The organism is Thermoplasmata archaeon, from assembly GCA_038729465.1.
Classification (GTDB): domain Archaea; phylum Thermoplasmatota; class Thermoplasmata; order Thermoplasmatales; family ARK-15; genus JAVRLB01.
In genome coordinates, this window is the sequence record JAVYRZ010000001.1 from 36,085 (window position 1) to 57,607 (window position 21,523).

The window sequence follows — 21,523 nt, forward strand, 5'->3', positions numbered from 1 at the left end:
CCTGATTTTATCTCTCAATTTTTGCAAAAGTCAAATTAAAAAACATTTTAATAGGTTTTTGACATAAAGGTAAAAAAAAGGAGGAAATATTATGAATAAAGATTTGATTTCTGTATACGACATAAAAGATGATATAGATGAGATTCTGGATCTTGCAATAAAGATAAAAAAAGACCCCAAAAAATATGCGAGAACACTAAAAGATAAAAGTTTGGGTATGATCTTTGAAAAACCTTCTACCAGAACCAGAATTAGTTTTGAAGTGGCGATGACGCAGCTTGGAGGTCATGCACTTTATTTGAGTCCGAAAGACATGCAGATGGGTAGAGGAGAAACTGTAGCCGATACTGCTAAAGTTCTTTCGAGGTTTGTGGATGGTATAACATATAGGGCATTTGATCATAATATGGTACTGGAGCTAGCTAAAAACGCAACTATCCCTGTAATAAACGCGCTTGACAATTTAGAGCATCCAGCCCAGATTGTTGCAGATTTATTAACGATTCTTGAGAAAAAAGGGACTTTTAAAAACCTGAAATTTGCATATGTAGGCGATGGAAACAATGTCGCAAACTCTCTTATATTAGGATGCGCAGTTGTGCATATGGACTGTTATATTGGATGCCCGGCTACGAATCAGCCAAATGCAGAGATTTTAAAGCGTGCGAGAGAGATTGCTGCTGGTAAATCTAAAATTGAAGTGGTAGAAGATCCTGCCGAAGCAGTAAAGGATGCTGATATAATATATACAGATGTGTGGGTTTCAATGGGTGAAGAGGCGCAGAAAGAAGAGAAAGAAAAGTTATTCAGACCATACCAGGTAAACAGCGAGCTAGTCAAAAATGCGAAGAAAGACTATATTTTCATGCACTGTTTACCAGCACATAGAGGATTTGAAGTGACTGATGAGGTAGTGGATAGCAAGAACAGCGTGGTATTCGACGAGGCTGAAAACAGGCTACATGCACAGAAAGCGCTGTTAGTAAAAATGTTAAAATAACCTCTTTCAATCTTTTCTTTTAAACATTTTTTCTAGATCTGAATTTTCTATTTTTATCATGGTAGGTCTTCCATGCGGGCAGGTGAAAGGCACATCGCACTGCATAAGTTTGTAAATAAGATCCGCCATATCTTTCGTGCTCAATTTCTGGTGTGCTTTTATTGCACCTTTACAAGCCATTAAAATCATCAATTTTAGTTTTAGTTCTTCTATGTTGGTTATTTTTTTATTTGATAATACCTCTCTTATGGACTCTTTCAACCCTGCAATGGCATCTTCTCTTGTAAGAATAGGTGGCAAAGTCCTGATCAATATCTCATTTTTACCTATTTTATCAATGTCAAATCCTATATCTTTAAAAATCTGTATATTGTTCATCACGATCTCTAATTCCATGTTGTTGAGAGTGAGAGTGATCGGTGTGATCAGGCTCTGTATTTTCTTATCCTTAACACCCTTTATAAATGCCTCAGTCCTGATTCTTTCATGTGCAGCATGTTGATCTATAATCAGCATATTCTCTTTAAAAGAGGCAATAATATATGTGTTGTCAATCTGTCCGAAAGGTTCTATTTCTAGCATTTTAGGCACTGACTCTTCAAGTGTTTTTATTTTTTTAGGTTCAGTAGTCTGAAATATTTGTTGAGCTTTAATAGGTTGGATAGGTGCCGTAAACTCAAGAGTTTCAGGTTTGTTAAATTTCATGGCGGGAATCAGATCTTTTTGTTTCAGCGCCTGTGATATTGCCTCAGTTACATATTTTTTCAACAATGTCTCTTCTGAAAACTTGATCTCTGTTTTTGCGGGATGTATGTTTACATCTACCTGATCATAAGGTACAGTCAAGTTTAGAATAGTAACAGGATAAAGGTCTCTGAATAGCAAAGATCCATATCCCTTCAATATCGCATCTATTATGTTATTTTCTCTTATTATTCTTCTATTAACAGATAATATAATGTTTTTATTTGTCTTCCTGGTCATGGATGGCAAGGATGTAACACCTTCAATCCTGATATTATTATTTTTAAAGTCAACTGATAAAAAGCTCTGGACCTCTTTCAAGCTAAACAGATAGTTCAGCTTATCCATAAGTTTCTCAGACGCTGGGACATCAATCAATATTTTCTGATTATTTGTAAATTTCAATGCTATTTCTGGGTGCGAAATAGCTAATCTGAATAGAAGATCATAAATATGATCCAGTTCCACTAAATTAGATTTTAAAAATTTCTTTCTTGCAGGAAGGTTGTAAAATAGGTTATTCACTGTAACAGTAGTGCCATTTGTAGTCCCCACCTCTTTAACGTTCAGTATCTTTCCAGCCTCAATCTCTACCATGGTACCTACCTGATCCTCTTCACGTTTTGTAACAATTATCATTTTAGAAACTGAAGCTATGCTGTATAATGCTTCTCCTCTAAATCCAAGAGTTGAGATATTGTTTAAATCTTCTTCGCTCTTAATCTTGCTAGTTGCATGTTTTTCAATTGCTTTTAAGCAATCCTCTCTGCTCATTCCCTCCCCATCATCTTTTACGATGATTGAGAGTTTACCACTATCAATCAGATCCACTATTATCTTTCTCGCGCCGGCATCTATAGAATTTTCAACCAGTTCTTTTACCACGGATGCTGGTCGTTCTACAACTTCACCAGCAGCTATCTTAGCCGATATAGTTTCTGGCAGGATGTTTATCTTATTAGTCATACTGATAAAACATATGTACTATTTAAATAAAGAATTTTCTATTTATCAGCAAGAGCTTTTTATTTTGTAATATCTCTCTGATAAATACTCAAAATTTCTTTTTTGGCATGCCTGACAATCATCGTTTCTCAAAACCTGTATTTTGTCCAGATCAATGTTCCAACCATCAATATAGTACATCTCGTTTTTTATCTCATATCCTAATAAAATCTTTATTGAGACAGAGACGGCGATAGAAGCAATCATGCTAGGTACAGTATTCAATACTCCTATTTCACTGCATTTTTGTTCTTCCACCGGAAGATCTCTGATCAGGCATCTTAAACATGCAGTTTTGCCAGGTATAATCGGCATAACTGTACCATAATAACTGATAGCGGCAGTGTAAACCCATGGTTTATTCAGTTTCACGCATGCATCATTTATTATAAACCTGGTCAAGAAATTGTCAGTTCCATCCATTACTATATCCACCTTATTTACAATAGTCTCAGCATTTAAAGCGCTAAATTGCTGATAAACTTTTTCGATTTTAATGTCAGAATTAATCGAGGCTAGAAAATTAGCTGCAACTTCAACTTTCAATTTTCCCACATCTTCTTCTCTGAATAATAGCTGTCTGTGTAAATTATCAAGGCTTACATAATCCGGATCGACAATTATGAGTGTACCAACGCCGAGCCTTGCTAAAAGTTGAGCTATTAAGCCACCAGTTCCTCCTAACCCGATTACTGCAACCTTTGCATCTGCAAGCTTGCTTTGCCCTTTAGCACCAATTTTATCCAAGAGTATCTGTCTGGAATATCGATCCATAAAACACCTATAACTTATTTATTTAATTAATTTTGTCATGAGATTATAAGTAAAATATATATATAAATAACAAATTTACATACTGATCTGAAACAATGAAAATATTATTTATACATTCTGACCATTTAGAGTACAGAGTTCGAGAAAAAGCGATAGAAAATCCTGAGCCTGTAGAATTACAGGAAGAGAGTATTGATGAAGTATTAGTTTGTTTTATAAGCGTAGAAACATCAGATTCTGAATCTATGCTAAATAATGTAGCTGCTGAGATCAAAGATGTGGCTCTTAAAGTGAAAGCTACAAAATTGGTATTGTATCCTTACGCTCACTTAAGCTCTGATCTGGCAGATCCAGAAACAGCTAAAAAGCTATTAAGGGAATTAGAAGAGCTATTAAATAAAGAGTACGAAGTGCACAGGGCTCCATTTGGCTGGTACAAATCATTCACGATTTCCTGTAAAGGACATCCATTATCAGAGCTGTCTAAAAGTATAAAAGAGGATCTTATACCAGAAGCTGTAAAAGCCGAGGAGAAAATAATCAGTTACTGGAAAATATTGAAAGATGGAAAACTGGAAGATATTGATGATTTTAATTTTAGCGATCATAAAGATCTAAAAACATTTGCAGATTACGAGATCAGCGGTACTAGGGCAGTAAAAGAGATACCCCCTCACGTAGTGATGATGCAACAATTAGAACTTGTTGGATATGAAGAGGGAAGTGATGGTGGAAATTTCAGGTACTACCCAAAAGGTAAGATGATAAAAGCACTATTAGAAGAATACGTTACTAAAAAAGTACAAGAATATGGCGCAATGGAAGTAGAAACTCCCATAATGTACGATTATGAACATCCTGCATTAAAAAGCTATTTACAGCGTTTTCCAGCAAGGCAGTATACTCTCCTTTCGGGTGAAAACAAATTCTTTTTGAGATTTTCAGCTTGTTTTGGGCAGTTTTTAATTGCGAAAGATTCTGTGATAACATACAAGCAATTGCCGATCAGGATCTACGAACTCGCAAAATATTCATTCAGAAGGGAGAAGAGTGGAGAGCTTGTGGGGCTGAGAAGGCTTCGAGCATTTACTATGCCTGACATGCATACTCTCACGCTGGATCTCAATAATGCAAAAGAAGAGTTTTTGAAACAATACAAATTTTCTATGGAAGTTTTGAAGGAGATAGGTATTGAAGATTATGAAGTAGCAGTAAGATTTACAAAAGAGTTCTGGGAAAACAACAAAGAGTTTATTCAGGAACTTGAGAGAGTAATTAAAAAGCCAATATTGGTTCAGATGTGGAACGATCGATTCTTCTATTTTATTTTGAAATTTGAGTTTAATTTCATAGATACTATGCAAAAAGCGGCCGCATTGAGCACTGTTCAAATAGATGTAGAAAACGCGAAAAGATTTGAGATAACCTATTATGCAGAAGATAGTTCAAAAAAGTATCCTTACATTTTACATTGTTCTCCGAGCGGGGCTATAGAAAGATTGATCTATGCTATTTTAGAGAACCAGGAAAAAAGAAAGCATAATGGCCAAAAACCTATATTTCCATTATGGCTTGCGCCCACTCAGGTCAGAATCATTCCTGTTTCAGAATCATTTTTAGGGTACTGTGAAAAACTAGCCAAAAAACTCAATAATGATACTATCAGAGCAGATTTTGATGACAGAGAACTAACAATGCAGAAAAAGATCAGGGAAGCGGAAAAAGAGTGGGTACCGTATATAGTGGTCATAGGCGAAAAAGAGATACAGAATGAAAAATTAAATGTGAGAATCAGAGAAAATGGAAAGATTAAGGAATACAGCTATCTAGAATTAAAAAGAGAAATTCATAATTTGACAGGTGGTTATCCATTCAGAGCCATACCAGAAAACGAGAAATTGAGCATGAGGATCAAATTTTCATAATCTGATCAATCGAGAGATATTAACTGTTTTCTTCTGAATTTTTTCAGAAAGTTAAAATTTTCTGGAGATTACATAATTTGCAAATTCTATTAAAAACTCTTTTTCTGGCACTTTTAGATCTTTGATAGTAGTTATTGCATCTGCAATAAGCTTTTCTGACATCTCCTGAGAGTACTTTAGAGCCCCGGTTTTTACTGCTATATTACGCACATATTGTAGTTCTTCTTCTGATATATTTTTTGATCCCAGAATATTTAGTATTTTATCTTTCTCTTCTTTATTTGCGCATTCCAATATTTTTATGATCAACAATGTTTTTTTACCCTCTTCTAGGTCAGAAGTAACAGGCTTTCCCAGTGCTTTTTCATCTCCAAACAATCCAAGTATGTCATCTTGCAATTGAAATGCAATTCCTACATCTATGGCATATTTGCTGATCATTTCAAAATTATTTTTTCCAGCTAATAATCCTCCCAGTATTAACGGGCCTTCGATTGTGTATTTTGCAGTTTTATACTTGTGAATAAGCAATAAGTTCTCTTCAAAATTGTCGGTTTGATATGGGGATAAGATATCAAGAACCTGCCCATATCCTGTGTATTCTATAATTTCTGATAACTTTACAATAGCTTTATATTTTAATCGATCTTCAAAATCAGAGCTGTTAATCAATTCTGTAGCATAAGAATCTGCCAGATCTCCTGCAATAATGGCAAGATCCGCACCTATTTTTTTGTCATCATATTCTTTTTCGAAAATTCGATGAATTGTAGGCTTTCCTCTTCGTAGCAGACTTTCATCTATTATGTCATCGTGAATAAGAAGGTAAGATTGTACAAGCTCTAAGGATGCAGAAGCTTTAATTATCTCTTCAGTATTTTTACCACCATATAGCTTGTAGCCGAAGATCATTAAAACAGGCCTGATTCTTTTTCCCCCTCTTAAAGTATATTCTTCAATTTTTTCAATTATATCTCTGATATTTTCATTTTTGCAATTTTCTTTCTTTATTTTAAAAAAGTCAGAGAGAACTTTTTCTACTTTTTTAGGATATTCTTCAAAATATTGGTTCATCATCAAAGATGTGTAACTAATAAAAGATTAAAAAGTTTTTTCTTGTAAAACTGAAAATATATAAATAAAGAGAGATATTCAACATTATGAATCTTGAAAGAGTTAGCGTAGACACAAGATATGGGCAGATATCGATTTTGATGAGAAATGGTAGATTTCCAGTCTTATTTTTGCATGGATTAGGTGCTACAGCAAATGCTTGGAAGAAGTTATCTAATTATCTGAGAGAGTATAAGATCCTCTACCTCGATCTTTTAGGACATGGCTTATCAGCAAAGCCGGATATACAATATAACATACTGGCCCAGTGCAACGCCATTTCTGATGTGATGCAGAGTCTAAACATCGATAGATTTGCGTTGGTGGGCAATTCTTATGGTGGCTGGATATCCTTATATTTTTCAATATTTTACAAAGCTCCAGAATACCTGGTGCTGATTGATAGTGCAGGGTTAAATCCCGGGGTAGGCACTTTGCCAAACGAGGAAGTTGATAGATTTGTGGAAAATATCGTAAAAAAAGGAAAGATGAACAGTAAGGAAATAATAAAGAACATAATATTAAACAATGCAGTACCTGATTTCCGAATGAATGAACAGATCTTGAAAAGATTGGACACGAAAGTGCTCATAATATGGGGCAAAAACGATCAGGTAATCGATTTAAAATATGCGCATAGCTTAAATAAGTTTATTAAAAACAGCGATCTTCATATATTAGAAGAGGCAGGTCATTCACCGCATATTTCAACACCAGAGAAGGTTGCAGAACTTATTAACAATTTTATAAGAGTATAGAATAAAACAAAGAAAATTAAATGTAAAATTTTAAATAACGGATTTATACTACTTATTTGAGCAAGGTGTAAAAGCTATGAGATGTGCATTTGAAGATGAATCTGGAATTTGCCATGGCAAATATGCTGGATTTAAATGCATAAAAGATAGGTGTAGTGATTACGGAAAATATCTATTACCAGAGGAGTTTTGCGCTTATTTTAGGGATGGATACTGCAAAAAGCTTGGAACTTTTGACTGTAATGGAAAAAATAAGAGCTGTAAATACTTTAAATACAGTCTAGATGAAGAGGATACAATACTGTTAAAATAGGTGATCTGCATGTTAATAGGATTTTATGGAAAATCAGATAGCGGTAAAACCAGGTTAATCTCAGCGATTGTAAATAAATTGAATGCTGAAAATTACAAAGTTGCAGTGGTAAAGCACACGAATCATGATAGATTTGATCTGGATTTGAAAGGAAAAGATACTGATATATTTTTTAGCGGGGATAGCAAGCTTGTGATAGGCAGTGCAATAAATCAAACGCTAATTTTTATTAAAGGTTCAGAAGAGTTGGAAAGGTTATCCGGGTTCTTGAATTATTTTTATAATTTTGATTTTGTATTAGTAGAAGGGTTCAAAAACATTGATTGGCTAGAAAAAATAAAAGTGGGGGATATTGAAGAGGAAAAAAACACGGTTTTTAAATTTGAGAATAATCTAGACCAGATACTGGAATACCTCAAGGTAAACAGACAGATAGAAAAGATACATGAAGCATTGCCAAAATTTGATTGCGGAGAATGTGGACATAAAGATTGCCGAGAAATGGCAAGGGCAATTTATGAGAAAAAAGATAGCTTCAAAAATTGCGAGTATTGGAACCCAGACAAGAAAATATCTTTAAAGGTAAATGATAAGAATGTTTATTTAGGCAAATTTGCGCAGAGTATATTATTTAATACAATTGAAGGATTGGTAAAATCTCTAAAGAACAGTGATAATGCGGAGAGTATCAAGATAGAAATTAAAAAGCTATAGTATAATTGAAATCTTAGCGCCGCATCTCTTGCACGTTCCATTCTCAGACAAATTTAGGATCTTTATGTCAAACCCAAATCTCTCTATCAGCTTAGCACCGCAATTGTAGCAGTAAGTGGACTCAAAATCCATGGATGGATAATTTCCAAGGTATACATATCTGAGCATGCGCTCTTTTGCTAATTTATATATTTCTTGCATGGTCTTTATTGGAGTAGCAGGAAGGTAGTTCAGTTTATAATCTGGGTGAAATCTTGAAAAATGGAGTGGTATATCTAACCCCAGGGTTTCAATAACCCAGTCCAAGTATTTTTCAATATCTTCTTTCTTGTCATTAAGTGTTGGCACCACCAAATAAGTAAGCTCAATATGTATTTGCAAGCTCTTTGCCAAAATTACAGTATTCAGCACCGGCTCAAGAGTGCCCCCAAGATATTTTTTATAGAATTCATCAGTGAAACCTTTTACATCAATGTTCATGGCATCCATATAAGGTGCTATCTCTCTCAAAGGATCTTCATTAATGTATCCATTTGTAACATAAACATTATACATCCCATCTTTTTTTGAAATTTTACTGGTATCCAGCGTATACTCAAACCAAATCGAAGGTTCATTATAGGTCCAAGCAATGCCTTTAGAGCCATAATTCTTTGCTATGCTCACAAGCTCTTCAGGAGTATAATATTCTAGCTGTGATCTCGGTATCAGCCCTCTACTCAACTCATAATTCTGGCAGTACATACACCTGAGATTACAGCCTATTGTACTCACAGAAAAGATCCATGAACCTGGATGAAAATGAAATAATGGTTTTTTCTCTATAGGATCATTGCTTATGGCAGACACAAATCCATATACTTCTGAATATAATTTATTATCCACATTTTTCCTGACGCCACATATTCCCATATTCTCAATTTTTAAATAACAACGATGTGGGCACAGGTCACATCTTACTCCATCACTTTCTCGATGCCAGTACATCGCTTCATGTAAAATGCTCATATCCTCTCTCTTTAATTTCATGTTCTTTACCATCTTTTAACAATAAGTTTCTTCCTTTTTTCACACGTCCAATTTCTGTGAGCTTAAAGTTGTTTTTTTCAGCATATTTCTTCAAAGCCATCCATTTTTCCCGGGGTATAGTAAACAATAGCTCATAATCCCCACCATAATTTAAGGTTAGTTCTTCTATTGAAATACCCAGCTCCTCATTCACTTTTTTTGCAAGTGGAGAAACTGGGATCTTTGAAAAATCTATAAAAAATCCAAGTCCTGTAATTTTTTTTAGCTGTGCAATAGAGGAATAAATGCCATCTGAAAGATCCATTGCAGCTGTTGCACCAAATCTTGAAATAATGAGTCCCTCTTTTATTCTAGGCTCAACCTCCAGAAGTTTGTCTGCACCAGCATTTGAATTTTTTAATTTCCAAAGATAGTATCCTGCACTATTTTTGCCGAGATAATTAGTCACACATAATATATCTCCTACTTTCATACCATCACGTTTCAGAATCTTTTTTTTGTTTACTTCCCCAATACCTATTCCAGATATAACCATTTCAGTTCCCTCTTTGCAATCTCCTCCGATCATCCTTGTATTATATTTATTAAGGCATTTTGATATTCCACTTTCTATTTTTTCTAGATCTTTTATTTTCATGCTTTTTGGCAAGGTTAGAGAGCTCATAAAGTATTTTGGAATACCGCCCATAGCAGCTATATCACTAAGAGTTATTGCAGCTAAAAAATAACCCACTTTTACAGGATCTACATGATCCGGAATGTGCATAGACTTAGATATAGAATCCACCGTGATGAGTATATATTTATTTTTTTCTAGAAAATAAGAACAATCGTCATCTACCCATTTATAATCATATATTTTTCTGATGTTATCTATTATATTTCTTTCACCTAATTCAGAAAGCATCATCAATAGTAATGGATTATTTTTTGTTATTTATATTTTGTCAAATTTTCAGGAAAGTTTAATTAATTAGAATTCGTTATTAAAGTCATATGATCGATGAGATCAGACTAAATAATGATTTAATCATAAACAAGAATTACTCTCTATTTTTCATTAATGAGAAGATTTTAGTGCTAAGTGACCTGCACATAGGGTTTGAAGAGGTAATGGCACAGAAAGGTTTATTGTTGCCCAAGATTCAGACGTCTGAAATTATAAAATTGTTGAATACAGTAATAGATAAATATAACCCAGAGCAGGTTTTGATAGATGGTGATTTCAAACATGAGTTTTCAAAAAATGTTGAACAAGAATGGAGAGACATCAAAAAGATCATAGAGTTTATTTTGTCTAGAACAAAGCTAACAATCATTCGCGGTAATCATGACAATTTTTTAAAGAATATACTTGCTAAATATGAGGTACCATTCGTAGAGTCTATGAAGCTTAATAATTATCTTTTGGTACACGGTGACAAGAAGATAGATAGAAAAAACAGTTTTTTGATACTTGGTCATGAGCATCCATCTATAAAAATAAGGGATTCTATAGGCGCAATAGTAACAATTCCTGCATTTTTATATGCGCCAGAAGATAAGATATTGGTATTACCATCTCCAAGTATATATTCATCTGGATCTGACATACTGTCTTCCAATACAATCTCTCCAATGTTGCGGGATATAGAATTTTCAAAATTTTTGGTTTATGGCATATCTAAAGAGATGGGATTACTATACTTGGGTGATATCCAGGGGCTTAAAGATATCTATACTTTTTTAATGTAACCAAAAGTTGGCTGATAGGTTATTCCGTCATTTTCTAGCGATTCCAAGATCTCGTCAAGTTTTTCAGAACTGATCTTTTCCTTTTCTGCATATTCTCTTAAATCTTCGTATTTTACTCCTTTTCCATCATAATCATATCTTTCTATATAGCTTAATATCTTATTTTCATATTCTTTGTCTTTAGATTCTTCAGGCTCTTCAATTGTAGGGATTTCAAATTCTCCATCCTGATATCCTGGCGATATTGATTTCAGTGAATATTCTAGTATATTTATATAGGGTTCAACATCAATATCTCCATATTCTCTCAGTGCTAAAAGGGTGTTTTCAGACACAGACTTTGGAAACCCAAGATCCATAAGCATTTGTACTGTAGGATCCTTCATTTTTTTCGCCTCATCCATAGCGTTAATTCTCACGTTTAATCTCTTAGCAACACTGTATATCCAATATTTTCTGACATTTTCATCTGATTTTGTGATATTTTCTGGAATTATACTTACCCAGAATTTATCTGGCTCTGGGTTGTATACAGAGATTTTCCCACTAAGAGATACTATTAAAGGAGGCACTAGATTTTCGATACTTTTCCTTACACTATCCTGATATTTTGAAGCTTTAATAAAAAAATTGGAAGTGCCATCTGAAACCTTGGCTTTTGTAAAACCATCTTCACTTTCAGCAGGCACTACATCTACAAGTACACCTACTAAAAATACTCTCCTTACTTTAGCACCTAAAGGAGTTAAAACATAGGTTATCGCTTTGTCTCCATCTTGTACAATTTTCTTTTTAGAGAGGTTTAGTTCTCCTGAAAAAATTCTCCATGCCGTTTCTCTTCTCATTATTTACCACCTTAAATTCTCTAACACTTTTTCTGCTTCTTCCTCTATTTTCGTATAGTCTACTGTACTGAAATCTTTCACAAACATTGTCAAACCGTTTTCAGAGGTCATTATATTCCCTGACAGATAAATTGGCTTGAAAAGAAATCTGTCTTCTACCTCATGCAGTATCACGGATGCACCTATGTTCTCAGACTCTCTCTTCTTCAACTCTTCAAAATTAGAAGATAAAAGTTTTTCAGATACCTCTTTATTGAATATTGCCATTAAGGCGCCAGTTCCATCATCAACTACAGCCTTGATTCTCAAATCCAGATAAACGCCAACTTTACCATGCTCTGGGCAAAGACCATTTACCAGCACTTTTTTACATTTATCACATCTAGCAATTACTCCAGCTTCTTTGATCTCTAAGATAATACCCTCTATTTTTAAGTCTGGGCCTCCTCTGTCTTCAATATTTTCAATTGATACAACCGATCTCTTAACATTTATCTCAACATCTTCATACTGAACGCTCGAGTTTTTATCTATAACAAGGTTAGGCATGTTTCTAAATTCTTTTACATAGGCACCTTTAATCCTGGCAGTTGCGTTATTTTTAATTTCAGTATCCCACGCAGAAAATACGATACTACCAGTTTCATCGGCAATGGTGCCAGAATAAAGAGTTCTATTTTTATTATCTACAATCACATTCTTTGCAGAGGAACTTAGTATTTTTCCAACAATTTCAACTCTTCCTGGCTGAGGCTTTAAGTCTATGATTTTAAATTTGCTGAGTTTAGACTGTACATTCTTGATTAAATCCTTTGGCATCATCGAGACACTCGTATAGTTACCAATTACAATCTTTACATTATCTCGCCATTCTTTAGTATAGCCATTTACGATCTTTATGACATCTCCTTTCGATACTTCAATATTTAATTTCCAGGCAGTGAAAGGTATGGATCCAGTTTCATCTGCAAGGATACCATAATACATATTTCCTTTATTTTCAAGCTCTTTTTTATTAATAGACAAAACTTTGGCAACCAAACTTACGCTATGATCACCACTTTCAATATCTTTTATTTTTATAAAGGCATTAAATTCTTTCTCAGGATTAAATTTTTCAATAATTTTTTTCATTATATCTTTTATGTTAATTCCTGAAAACTGAAGCCATGAATTGAGCTCTTTCTCAATTTTATCCCTAGAAGCTTTCTCTCCGATAGTAGATACTAACTCATCTACAATCTTTTTATATTCTTCTTTATCCATAACAATCACTGATATGCGGCTGAGTCTCCTGGCTTTATAGGTACCTCTTCCGTGCTCTTTATAATTTCATTTAATAGCTTATCTGCACTATTACTATCCATCCCGACTTTGTTTACTAAGAAATCTAATAGGTCTTGTTTTGTGGCACCTTTTTCCATCCTTTCCTTTATCATTAAAATTACTCTCTCTGAAAGTTCTTTATTGAACTGTTCCTCAAGCTTAAATTCTTTAATCATCAAGAATAGTGCTGTTATCAACCCAGTTAAAACATCATCAAACTCTTTTTTTGCTATTGCAATAAGGTCCAGTTCCGACCTAAGCACAATTTCTTCATTCAACCCTCTGATCACATATTTCACAAGATCTATGCGATCATTCAAAAACAAAAGTTTTCTTGAAATGTCCAGTCTCTGTACGGGATCTAATAACGCCGTGTTTAATCCAGTAAACACGCTCATTCTCACGAAATGGGTGTCAATTGATATATATAGAGAAAACGGTACTTTCGGATGATCGGCTATCAGTGTCCCATTCTCTTCCCTAACATTCCAAATCAGATCGATAGGATCTTCAGACTTATCAGATCCTGACGTTAACCATTGAGTAATTTCTTCTTTCCAATCGGTCATTCTTTTCACCACTTAAAAATAATCAAATACTCATATATTATTCTTTCTAATCTCAATGGAATAGATTTCTGGGTAATGTCTGAACTTTACTCCATGTTCACTTTCATTCGCTATCTTCGGGAGGGTACTTCCCTGCTCAAAGATTAAAAATTCAGAGTGTTCAAGTTTTAGAAAAAAGATGCTTAAAAAAAACAAAATTTATATACTACTAAATTAATATGCTATTTGTCAGACATAAAAATAAAAAAACACACAAATAATAGAACAAATGTCTGACAAGAGGTAATAAAAATGGCGTGGGATATGTTAATTAAAGATGCACTATCGTTTGAACCAGATATCAAAACATCGACGATAAAATCTGTAACATGTGGTGTTGGCGGAGCAGGAAACAACACAATTACAAGACTCACTAAAATGGGGCTCAAGAACAATAAGATGATCTCTCTTAACAGTGATCGCATTGCACTTGAAAACAATGAAGCAAATGTTAAAATAGTATTAGGTCAGAATATAATCAAGGGTAGAAGTACAGGCGGAAATATAGATCTGGGTGAAAGAATTGCAGATGTAAGCAGGGCTGATATATACCAACAGATTGCAGGAAATGATCTTATTTTTGTTTTGGCAGGACTGGGTGGTGGAACTGGAAGTGGTAGTGGGCCAGTAATCGCAGATATCGCCAAAAACACAGGATCGCTGGTGGTTTCTATTGTCACTTTACCATTTAAGGCAGAGGGGAACAGCAGACAAAATATTGCAAAACTAGCGTTAGAAAGATTTCATAAATATTCACACACAGTCATAGTTATAGACAATAACAAACTGTTGCAGATGGAACCAAATTTACCTATAAGAACGGCATTTTCAGTTATAGATTATCTTATTAGCGATATAATTAAAAGCATTACAGATACAGTAAATATACCTTCAATGCTTAATATAGATTTTTCAGACCTGAATTTTATGATGAGAAAAGGAGGGACTTCTACAATTCTGTATGGAGAGGGAGAGATCAATAATATTGAAGGTGTAATAGATGATACATTGAATTCTAAATTTTTAGACACAGATATTATAGGTGCCTCAGGAGCAATAGTTCATGTCACTGGCGGTAAAGAAATGTCTCTTAAAGTATTAAAGAAAGTGGTAGAAGGAATTACAGTAAATATGTTGGATAACTCTGAAGTGAAGATAGGTGCTAGGATTGATAACAACTATACAGGCAAATTGAAAGTAACCACAATACTGACCGGTATTTCAAACTCTGGCAATAAAAATAGAAAAGGAAGTGTTTATGGAGCTGCAAAAATAGATGAATCTATTCTAGTCTACTAATTTTTTTCAAAATTTTCGAGAATATGCCAGCAAGCATATGATATTCCCACTTAGTTAAATTGGCTTTCCCTATAAATCTTCTAAACATGTTCTTTGCATTTTTTTTCTTGTGTTCTGGATAGCCTATAGCTTCTAATATGTTTGAAAAAAATTCATTTATTTTATCTAATTCTATTTTTTCTGCAAGTAATTTACCTTTTTGCACATATTTAAAATTGACGAATAACTCATAAAATATCACAGCGGCGGCATGTGTTATATTCATTATTGGATACTCTTCACTCGCTGGAATGGTAACCAATAAATCACATAACTCTAGTTCATTGTTCAATAACCCAAAATTCTCTCTTCCAAATAAGATTGCAATTTTGCCACTGTATCCAGAGACGCTCTCAGAAAATTCTCTTGGAGTCTTTGCTATCCTCAAAAACTTTTTTTCAGAAACAGTAGATTTTCCACTGGTACCTACGACCAATCCCATATCTGTAAGAGCATCCTTTAAATTAGTAACTATTTTAGCACTTGTTAAAATATCGGTAGCGTGCATAGCATATTTATACGCATCTTCATCAATCTTGAAATTTTCAGATACTAATATCAAATTGTTCAATCCAAAATTTTTCATAACTCTACATAATGAGCCAACATTTCCACTGTATTTAGGGTCTACAAAAATTATGCTTATGTTGCTTATATCCATGATACATTATATGATTCGAAAGTATAAAAAATATTTTGTAAATCGTTTGATAAATATAAAAAAAATTTAGAGAAGATCTTCAAATTCTTTGATCAGTTCTGGATATTTTTGTTGCACGGCGCTGAGCAAGCTTTTGACTGAAATAGAATCAATGTTTACTGAAGATATGGCATCTACCAATTTATTCAAAGTATCATCACTTAACTCAGAGAGTTTTTCTTTTGCAAACCAGTTTCTCAGATTTCTCTTTTCAAATTTCTCTTTTATTATTTTGTCATATTTCTGTAAAAACTCTTTGCTTGTATTGCCCGTTTGAATGGCTTCATATGCGATCTCTGCAGCATTTTTGCCGGATATGCATGCGTTTGCGATGCCACCACCCGTGATAGGATCAATTAATCTTGCTGAATCTCCTACTAGCATTACATTATCTGTTACTACAGTTTTTGGGACCTGAGATATCGATACCGCACCAGTGATAAGCTCAATTGGAGTTCCTTTTCTCAACTCTTTATGAGAATTGATAAAATCATCCAGATACTTTTTAACTTCTCCACGATCCTTGATTTTATTTAGAGCGATGCCAATCCCAATATTTGCCTCGCTTTTACCTTTTGGAAATACCCATACATACCCTCCCGGTGCTGCTGAACCAAGATAGAAATCAGTGAATTTTTCATTGAGATCAATTCCGACCATTCTGTACTCTATACAGGACTCTATATCATTCTCCTTTAGCATCGTATTGATACCTGCCCATCTGCCTATCTGACTCTCAAATCCATCCGCGCCGATTATTATCTTTGCTCGAACAATGACTTTTTCTCCAAATTTACGAACTATTGCGCCAACTACTTTTTTATTTTCTTTCAACAACTCTAATGCCGGCGATTTTACCCATATTTCAGCACCGGCTTCTCCAGCCAGAGCAGCCAAATATTTATCGAATTTATCTCTCTCTATTATATAACCAACCTCATTTCCAGCTTTTTCTGCAGAAAGTTCTATATGCGTAGCCTCATTAGGAGGAAATATTCTGGCACCTAAAACTTCGTTTGAAATCCAGGATTTCTGAGGCGTAATACCAACTTCTGGTAACCATGACTTGGATATGCCTTCACCGCACCTGACAGGTGAACCAATGTCCGGCCTCTTCTCGATCAACAACACTTTCAATCCTTTTTCTGCAGCAAATCTTGCAGCAGTGCTACCTCCAGGTCCTGCACCTATTACCAGCACATCATAATTATATTCCTTCATTTCCACCACTCCGCAGATATGGCGCCAACTGGACAAACTCTAATGCAAAATCCGCACTTTACACATTTGTCTTCATCGATCATAACCTTCGTTTCATCCAAAAACATGCAATTAACAGGGCAAGAGCCTATGCAAGAGCCACAATAGTTACATAATGAGGTATCAACGTTCATCATTTACCCTTCAACTCCGACCACATTTCCATGTCTTTTTCTATATTCTTCAAGAGTGATTGAGAATTTTTTCTCGACACCGGTCCTATAGGTAGGGCCACTATTATAAGCACAAAACGGTATAATCCTTCCATCGGGTATTGCATAGTGAATATCGCATCTCTTAAGCCTTTCAAGATCATAATTATAACTGTCTTGAAAATGCATTGCACCTATGAACATTGAGCTCCACTGCAACTTTGCCAATGCATCTCTGTTTCCTTCATTAAAAACATCCAATATTGTTCTTAATTTAAACCCTGTAGGAGCCTCTTTGGCATTGAAGTATTTTTTAAAAGTTCTCGATAAAGAAACTGCGCTCATGATCTTACTTTTTCCGTCGAATTTGTTATCAAAGATTTGTGGGCTAAGCTCTTCAATTAACCCTTCTACATCAATAAACTTGGAAATCGGAATAATCTTATTTTTCTGATGATCTTTAAATACATATGTTGCAGTACCGCAATGAGGATGTGTTGTAAAGGCTGGTTTTGGAGCCTGGAAAATTTGAGATCCTAACTCTGCAAAAATACCGGCCACAGGAATAGGATAAAAATCTGATTTTTCAAAGTATCCTGTCTGCGCAATAAGATCCCTTACCAGGTCTCCCTGCGTATAACGTCCTTTAATGCGCTCATCTTGATCTATTCTCCCAGTAAAAGCTACCGGCTGATATGTTACAGATCTGATAACATCTATATTGTCCAATCCAAACTGGACAATCTTTCCAACCTCATCATCATTTACACCTTTTACTATTACAGGTACAAGTACAGTTGAAGTCGGATATGGTTTCGTATGCCTAAGCCTATCTATCGCCACCATCTTTTCTTTCAAAAAACCCGGTCTGTTTCTTGTAGTTAAGTATGTAGATTCTTTAAAACCATCAAACTGCAGATATACAGTATTCAATCCGGCATCTACCATCTGCTGAGCAAAGTTTTCTTCCTGCGCGATTCTGATTCCATTAGTAGCAACCTGAATCTGAGCAAAATTAAGCTCTTTTGCCTTCTTAATAACATCTAAGAATTGGGGATATATTGTAGGCTCTCCCCCTGCAAACTGCACTGCGGGAGTAGGCACTGGTTTTTCGTTTCTTAAGGTCTGAAGCATTGCTGTTATTTGTTCAAAAGTTGGCTCATAGACATAACCTGCAGCATTAGCATTTGCAAAACAGATCGGACATCTCATATTACAGCGATTTGTAAGGTCCACGTTCGCAAGGGCAGTATGACTATAATGAAGTGTGCATAATCCACAGTCTACTGGGCAGTTGCCACTGTTTATTTCCGGGTTCTGAATACCAATACCGTCCACCGCAAATTTTTCAAATCTCAAGTATTGTTCTACATCTCCATAATATATATCTTTAAATTCTCCATGTTCCGGACAAGTTTTTTTATACATTACTTTTCCGTCTTCCTCATATATAGTTGCCGGAATGACTTTTAAGCATACAGGGCAAATTGATTGAGTTTCTTTTGGCAACCCTGTCTTTGATTCATACTTTTTAATTATGTACATCTAACATTACCTCTGTTTGTGTAAGAATTTTATGACTAAATTTAAAGTTTTTGTAGTCTTTTTAACTACAATTTTCTGGAAGGACAGTATTTATTAACAGGGCAAATTTTGCATTTTGGAGATACAGGTTTACATATGGTCTGCCCAAAAACCACCAAGGTACCATTCAATCTATGCCAGTACTTTTTAGGTATTATCTTTTTTAATTCTATTTCAGTATCCTCAGGTGTTTTAGTGTGAACCCATCCTAACCTATTTGTGATTCTGTGTACATGAGTATCCACAGCAATTGTATCAATATTAAATCCTGCTGAAAGAACAATATTCGCAGTTTTTCTACCAACGCCAGGCAATTTTAAAAGTGCAGCTAGCTCGTTTGGAACGGTTTCAGACTGGGCTATAATATTTGCAATCTCTTTGATCCGTTTTGCTTTTTCTCTGTAAAATCCTGCCGGATAAATTAATGAGGCTATATCTTCCACAGTTCCTTCAGATAGCTCTCCCACAGTTTTAAATCTCTCAAACAGTTTTTTCGATGCCTGAGCAGTAACAGAATCTTTAGTTCGCTGGGATATTACTGTTGTAATAAGTATCTTAAATGGATCATCGTAAAAATCTGTATGGTCAGGAACAGTCCGGTAAAGAATTTTTAAAACTTTTAATATATTTGAATCCATAATCAAAACCTATAAACAGGACAGGGGCCAATACATAAACTGCAATGTGAACATCGTTTTTCATCAATCCATGCTTTTTGATTTTCAATGTATATCGCATTATTTTTGCATCTAGAAGAGCATACTCCACAACCGATACATTCTTCTGCCTGTATGATAACCTGCTTTACTACATTTTTAAGATTTTCACTAACAACAATATTATTTTCATTCAATTTATAGCTTTTTTCATTAATTATATTTAACATGTTATTTAATCTATTGAGATCAACTTTTTTATTGAACGTTATAATAATTTTATCATCTTTTAAAATAGTCTCTAATTTTAAATTACTTCTTTCATGTCGATCATATTCTATTTTGATATTCTTTTCTTCTAGCATATTTAATATCCATGGCGGGAAATGGTTCCATCTCCATAATCCAAGCTCTACCCATTCTGTTGGTAGCTTTTTTTCAGTGGCATAAGATTCTAAATAATCCTCCCATCTTGAAAATCCAGGATAATTATCCTTTACAATTTCCAAATCAGCAAGGTCAGTTGAAGGGCACAGATAACAGCCTATCCTTGCCAACCCTAAATCATACCATGGATTGTATGGAATCTTGCTTTTAAATATGTATAACCATATGCTCAGTGAATTCCAATGCTGAACTAAGCTGTATCCTATCTGATTAGATACCCACTCATTTCTCCATTTTTTTCCTTTAATGGCTCTTTGCTGACTTTCATATGATCTCTGCCCTACAAAAGTCAGTATATCTGTTTTGTAAACTTCTTTTATATACCTGGTAGTTGGTCCTAATTTGCAAGCTTTGCAGCACCATCTATAATCTTTTCCTGGGGGTCCGAAATGATTAAGAGAGTCCCAAAAAGCATTTTTTGCATCAATGATATCGATATCTATATTCAGGAGTGAAGCTATTTTTTTTACATATTCTATGGTCTCAGGAAACTCTATACCGGTATTTAAAAAAAAAGATTTAGGCATAGCTCCAGACTTAAGAACTAATAATAAAGTAACAAGGCTATCTTTCCCACCACTAAATGAAACTACTTTATTTATACTTCCCAAACTCTTAATCTCTTCTAATGCCTTATTTTCCAAACGATCTAAATGATATATATTGGCTTTTACAGCTTTATCCCATGTTGTTTTAACAGAATTTTTCTTTGATGTAATTTTCCCAGAATCTCTAACTTTAACAGCTAATCCTTTTCTATTGTTTTTCAAGAGTTCGCTATTTATCTTAGAGGTACCAATAGCAAAAGGGTTCATATTTTTATCAAACAATACAGTTTCAGAATTTATGTCTAGATCATCGGAAATATCTATTATCCCTGGGATAAGTAGATTTGAACCATTGAGTATTGGATTAACTGCGCCTTCATCAACTTTAATCCAGTTCTTTGCAGGATTTAAAAAAGGTACAGCATTGAGCTTTAATGAAAGCTTATATTTTTTTAAATCAAACTGCAAGTTACCAATATTATATCCGTCTATAATAATTTCTTCAGATCGGTCTATTCCAGGTATTCTATTCAAAAGAATTACCCGATCGTCAAGAAAAGATAGGTCAGAAGTGACATCCTTAAAAATAGTTTTCAATAGATCCAGATCATGTTTTAAGGCAGGTCTTACATCCCCTGGAGGAGTTAAAGTGACAGCCCTTCCATCTTTATTGCATATACTACATTTTTTATTGATCAATGGTACATTACACTCATCGCACCAATAAAGCTCTACTTTTCCTAGATAAACAGGTTTAGACACAGAGAGATAAAACAAAACCAACTATTTAACAGTAGCGGGGGGTGGATTTGAACCACTGATCTACGGGTTATGAGCCCGTCGGGATTTCCTAGCTACCCTACCCCGCTTTCTAAATACCTTATATCGAGCATATTAATCAAATTTATGGTTAATATTAAAATAAACAATTTGATATATAAAATATTTAT

General features: G+C 34.4%; 21 protein-coding genes and 1 tRNA gene. 7 read left to right on the forward strand and 15 right to left on the reverse strand.

Translation table 11 applies throughout. From position 1 onward, the window contains the following. The first annotated feature begins 91 nt into the window (after positions 1 to 91). Complete coding sequence (gene argF, locus QXQ25_00175) at positions 92 to 1,000, forward strand: ornithine carbamoyltransferase (protein ID MEM0160126.1); 909 nt, start codon at positions 92 to 94, stop codon at positions 998 to 1,000. A 6-nt stretch (positions 1,001 to 1,006) separates the two neighbouring features. On the opposite strand, the gene mutL is transcribed toward argF, so the two are convergent. Continuing rightward, a complete protein-coding gene (gene mutL / locus QXQ25_00180; protein MEM0160127.1) occupies positions 1,007 to 2,710 on the reverse strand; it encodes a DNA mismatch repair endonuclease MutL in 1,704 nt (567 codons plus the stop codon). Between the two features lie 45 nt (positions 2,711 to 2,755). Next, positions 2,756 to 3,523: a HesA/MoeB/ThiF family protein gene (locus QXQ25_00185; GenBank protein ID MEM0160128.1), complete on the reverse strand. Its 768-nt coding sequence runs from the start codon at positions 3,521 to 3,523 to the stop codon at positions 2,756 to 2,758. A gap of 95 nt (positions 3,524 to 3,618) precedes the next feature. Between QXQ25_00185 and QXQ25_00190 the strand changes: the two genes are divergently transcribed. Continuing rightward, on the forward strand, positions 3,619 to 5,448 hold the full coding sequence (locus QXQ25_00190) for a threonine--tRNA ligase (GenBank protein MEM0160129.1): 1,830 nt from the start codon (positions 3,619 to 3,621) through the stop codon (positions 5,446 to 5,448). 51 nt (positions 5,449 to 5,499) lie between these two features. Here QXQ25_00190 and QXQ25_00195 read toward each other — a convergent pair whose 3' ends face one another. Further along, positions 5,500 to 6,525, reverse strand: a complete 1,026-nt coding sequence (locus QXQ25_00195; GenBank protein ID MEM0160130.1) for a polyprenyl synthetase family protein — start codon at positions 6,523 to 6,525, stop codon at positions 5,500 to 5,502. A gap of 83 nt (positions 6,526 to 6,608) precedes the next feature. Between QXQ25_00195 and QXQ25_00200 the strand changes: the two genes are divergently transcribed. From QXQ25_00200 to mobB, 3 genes are all read left to right on the forward strand, one after another. Next, the gene (locus QXQ25_00200) at positions 6,609 to 7,319 is read left to right on the forward strand and encodes an alpha/beta hydrolase (GenBank protein ID MEM0160131.1); all 711 of its coding nucleotides are present in this window, start codon (positions 6,609 to 6,611) and stop codon (positions 7,317 to 7,319) included. 76 nt (positions 7,320 to 7,395) lie between these two features. Further along, positions 7,396 to 7,632, forward strand: a complete 237-nt coding sequence (locus tag QXQ25_00205) for a hypothetical protein (GenBank protein ID MEM0160132.1) — start codon at positions 7,396 to 7,398, stop codon at positions 7,630 to 7,632. 9 nt (positions 7,633 to 7,641) lie between these two features. Further along, positions 7,642 to 8,346: a molybdopterin-guanine dinucleotide biosynthesis protein B gene (gene mobB, locus QXQ25_00210; protein ID MEM0160133.1), complete on the forward strand. Its 705-nt coding sequence runs from the start codon at positions 7,642 to 7,644 to the stop codon at positions 8,344 to 8,346. Here mobB and amrS read toward each other — a convergent pair. Both amrS and thiL read right to left on the reverse strand, forming a co-directional pair. Then, a complete protein-coding gene (amrS, locus tag QXQ25_00215; protein MEM0160134.1) occupies positions 8,341 to 9,354 on the reverse strand; it encodes an AmmeMemoRadiSam system radical SAM enzyme in 1,014 nt (337 codons plus the stop codon). The genes mobB and amrS overlap by 6 nt on opposite strands. Continuing rightward, positions 9,338 to 10,285, reverse strand: a complete 948-nt coding sequence (gene thiL / locus QXQ25_00220) for a thiamine-phosphate kinase (GenBank protein MEM0160135.1) — start codon at positions 10,283 to 10,285, stop codon at positions 9,338 to 9,340. The genes amrS and thiL overlap by 17 nt, the downstream gene beginning before the upstream one ends. Positions 10,286 to 10,371: 86 nt before the next feature. Between thiL and QXQ25_00225 the strand changes: the two genes are divergently transcribed. Then, the gene (locus QXQ25_00225) at positions 10,372 to 11,109 is read left to right on the forward strand and encodes a metallophosphoesterase (GenBank protein ID MEM0160136.1); all 738 of its coding nucleotides are present in this window, start codon (positions 10,372 to 10,374) and stop codon (positions 11,107 to 11,109) included. On the opposite strand, the gene QXQ25_00230 is transcribed toward QXQ25_00225, so the two are convergent. The 3 genes from QXQ25_00230 to QXQ25_00240 are packed head-to-tail and all read right to left on the reverse strand — an operon-like array spanning position 11,091 to position 13,849. Then, on the reverse strand, positions 11,091 to 11,954 hold the full coding sequence (locus QXQ25_00230; GenBank protein MEM0160137.1) for a hypothetical protein: 864 nt from the start codon (positions 11,952 to 11,954) through the stop codon (positions 11,091 to 11,093). The genes QXQ25_00225 and QXQ25_00230 overlap by 19 nt on opposite strands. Positions 11,955 to 11,957: 3 nt before the next feature. Next, positions 11,958 to 13,220: a DNA-binding protein gene (locus QXQ25_00235; GenBank protein MEM0160138.1), complete on the reverse strand. Its 1,263-nt coding sequence runs from the start codon at positions 13,218 to 13,220 to the stop codon at positions 11,958 to 11,960. A 5-nt stretch (positions 13,221 to 13,225) separates the two neighbouring features. After that, positions 13,226 to 13,849 carry a DNA-binding protein gene (locus tag QXQ25_00240; GenBank protein MEM0160139.1) on the reverse strand — a complete coding sequence of 208 codons (624 nt, stop codon included), beginning with the start codon at positions 13,847 to 13,849 and terminating at the stop codon, positions 13,226 to 13,228. 303 nt (positions 13,850 to 14,152) lie between these two features. On the opposite strand from QXQ25_00240, the gene QXQ25_00245 reads away from it, so the two are divergent. Beyond that, positions 14,153 to 15,187, forward strand: coding sequence for a cell division protein FtsZ (locus tag QXQ25_00245; protein ID MEM0160140.1), 1,035 nt, complete (start codon positions 14,153 to 14,155; stop codon positions 15,185 to 15,187). Here the strand turns inward: QXQ25_00245 and QXQ25_00250 are convergent. The 7 genes from QXQ25_00250 to QXQ25_00280 all read right to left on the reverse strand — a co-directional run bounded on the left by QXQ25_00250 (position 15,171) and on the right by QXQ25_00280 (position 21,442). After that, positions 15,171 to 15,887 (reverse strand): RNA methyltransferase, encoded by a 717-nt coding sequence (locus QXQ25_00250; GenBank protein MEM0160141.1) that lies wholly within the window; start codon positions 15,885 to 15,887, stop codon positions 15,171 to 15,173. The two genes, QXQ25_00245 and QXQ25_00250, sit on opposite strands and share 17 nt — an antisense overlap. Before the next feature lie 66 nt (positions 15,888 to 15,953). Continuing rightward, entirely contained in the window at positions 15,954 to 17,147 is a 1,194-nt protein-coding gene (locus QXQ25_00255; GenBank protein ID MEM0160142.1) for an NAD(P)/FAD-dependent oxidoreductase, read from the reverse strand. After that, positions 17,144 to 17,323, reverse strand: coding sequence for a 4Fe-4S binding protein (locus tag QXQ25_00260; GenBank protein MEM0160143.1), 180 nt, complete (start codon positions 17,321 to 17,323; stop codon positions 17,144 to 17,146). The genes QXQ25_00255 and QXQ25_00260 overlap by 4 nt, the downstream gene beginning before the upstream one ends. Further along, positions 17,324 to 18,883, reverse strand: a complete 1,560-nt coding sequence (locus QXQ25_00265; protein ID MEM0160144.1) for a radical SAM protein — start codon at positions 18,881 to 18,883, stop codon at positions 17,324 to 17,326. It lies immediately after the preceding gene. 65 nt (positions 18,884 to 18,948) lie between these two features. Beyond that, the gene (gene nth, locus QXQ25_00270) at positions 18,949 to 19,560 is read right to left on the reverse strand and encodes an endonuclease III (protein ID MEM0160145.1); all 612 of its coding nucleotides are present in this window, start codon (positions 19,558 to 19,560) and stop codon (positions 18,949 to 18,951) included. Positions 19,561 to 19,562: 2 nt separating this feature from the next. Continuing rightward, complete coding sequence (locus QXQ25_00275) at positions 19,563 to 21,335, reverse strand: phosphoadenosine phosphosulfate reductase family protein (GenBank protein MEM0160146.1); 1,773 nt, start codon at positions 21,333 to 21,335, stop codon at positions 19,563 to 19,565. 32 nt (positions 21,336 to 21,367) lie between these two features. Beyond that, positions 21,368 to 21,442, reverse strand: a tRNA-Met gene (locus QXQ25_00280). Positions 21,443 to 21,523 lie beyond the last annotated feature (81 nt).

Coding starts and splice junctions, on each gene's coding strand:
- argF (MEM0160126.1), top strand. CDS start 92: ATGAATAAAGATTTGATTTCTGTATACGACATAAAAGATGATATAGAT.
- mutL (MEM0160127.1), bottom strand. CDS start 2,710: ATGACTAATAAGATAAACATCCTGCCAGAAACTATATCGGCTAAGATA.
- QXQ25_00185 (MEM0160128.1), bottom strand. CDS start 3,523: ATGGATCGATATTCCAGACAGATACTCTTGGATAAAATTGGTGCTAAA.
- QXQ25_00190 (MEM0160129.1), top strand. CDS start 3,619: ATGAAAATATTATTTATACATTCTGACCATTTAGAGTACAGAGTTCGA.
- QXQ25_00195 (MEM0160130.1), bottom strand. CDS start 6,525: ATGATGAACCAATATTTTGAAGAATATCCTAAAAAAGTAGAAAAAGTT.
- QXQ25_00200 (MEM0160131.1), top strand. CDS start 6,609: ATGAATCTTGAAAGAGTTAGCGTAGACACAAGATATGGGCAGATATCG.
- QXQ25_00205 (MEM0160132.1), top strand. CDS start 7,396: ATGAGATGTGCATTTGAAGATGAATCTGGAATTTGCCATGGCAAATAT.
- mobB (MEM0160133.1), top strand. CDS start 7,642: ATGTTAATAGGATTTTATGGAAAATCAGATAGCGGTAAAACCAGGTTA.
- amrS (MEM0160134.1), bottom strand. CDS start 9,354: ATGAGCATTTTACATGAAGCGATGTACTGGCATCGAGAAAGTGATGGA.
- thiL (MEM0160135.1), bottom strand. CDS start 10,285: ATGATGCTTTCTGAATTAGGTGAAAGAAATATAATAGATAACATCAGA.
- QXQ25_00225 (MEM0160136.1), top strand. CDS start 10,372: ATGATCGATGAGATCAGACTAAATAATGATTTAATCATAAACAAGAAT.
- QXQ25_00230 (MEM0160137.1), bottom strand. CDS start 11,954: ATGAGAAGAGAAACGGCATGGAGAATTTTTTCAGGAGAACTAAACCTC.
- QXQ25_00235 (MEM0160138.1), bottom strand. CDS start 13,220: ATGGATAAAGAAGAATATAAAAAGATTGTAGATGAGTTAGTATCTACT.
- QXQ25_00240 (MEM0160139.1), bottom strand. CDS start 13,849: ATGACCGATTGGAAAGAAGAAATTACTCAATGGTTAACGTCAGGATCT.
- QXQ25_00245 (MEM0160140.1), top strand. CDS start 14,153: ATGTTAATTAAAGATGCACTATCGTTTGAACCAGATATCAAAACATCG.
- QXQ25_00250 (MEM0160141.1), bottom strand. CDS start 15,887: ATGGATATAAGCAACATAAGCATAATTTTTGTAGACCCTAAATACAGT.
- QXQ25_00255 (MEM0160142.1), bottom strand. CDS start 17,147: ATGAAGGAATATAATTATGATGTGCTGGTAATAGGTGCAGGACCTGGA.
- QXQ25_00260 (MEM0160143.1), bottom strand. CDS start 17,323: ATGATGAACGTTGATACCTCATTATGTAACTATTGTGGCTCTTGCATA.
- QXQ25_00265 (MEM0160144.1), bottom strand. CDS start 18,883: ATGTACATAATTAAAAAGTATGAATCAAAGACAGGGTTGCCAAAAGAA.
- nth (MEM0160145.1), bottom strand. CDS start 19,560: ATGGATTCAAATATATTAAAAGTTTTAAAAATTCTTTACCGGACTGTT.